Origin of the sequence: Flavobacterium sp. MEB061 (assembly GCF_000834715.1) — a bacterium.
In the GTDB taxonomy this organism is placed as follows: domain Bacteria; phylum Bacteroidota; class Bacteroidia; order Flavobacteriales; family Flavobacteriaceae; genus Flavobacterium; species Flavobacterium pectinovorum.
This window is the reverse complement of the sequence record NZ_JXQR01000056.1, coordinates 1-304: the sequence shown is the minus strand read 5'-3', so window position 1 is coordinate 304 and position 304 is coordinate 1. Positions and strand designations below refer to the sequence as shown.

At 44.4% G+C, this 304-nt stretch carries 1 protein-coding gene; it reads right to left on the bottom strand.

The genetic code is table 11. From position 1 onward, the window contains the following. A partial coding sequence (locus RT99_RS19645) for an HYR domain-containing protein (protein WP_042566452.1) occupies positions 1-304 on the bottom strand: 304 nt, incomplete at both ends.

Below are 304 nucleotides of genomic sequence, written 5' to 3'. Positions count from 1 at the left end.
TCCCAAAACAACTCCCGTAGCAGCGCATGAATTAACATCGGCTACAGCCGTAACATTCGACGGACAAGTAATTGTTGGTTTTTGGGTATCGTTAACTGTTACTGTTTGTGTAAACGTTTGCGTATTTCCTGCAGCATCTTTTGCTGTCCAGGTAACCGTAGTAATTCCGATCGGGAAACTTGATGGTGCATTATTAGTAACTGTGATTGTGCCTGTGCAGTTATCAGTTGTTGTTGGTGTTCCCAAAACAACTCCCGTAGCAGCGCATGAATTAACATCGGCTACAGCCGTAACATTCGACGGA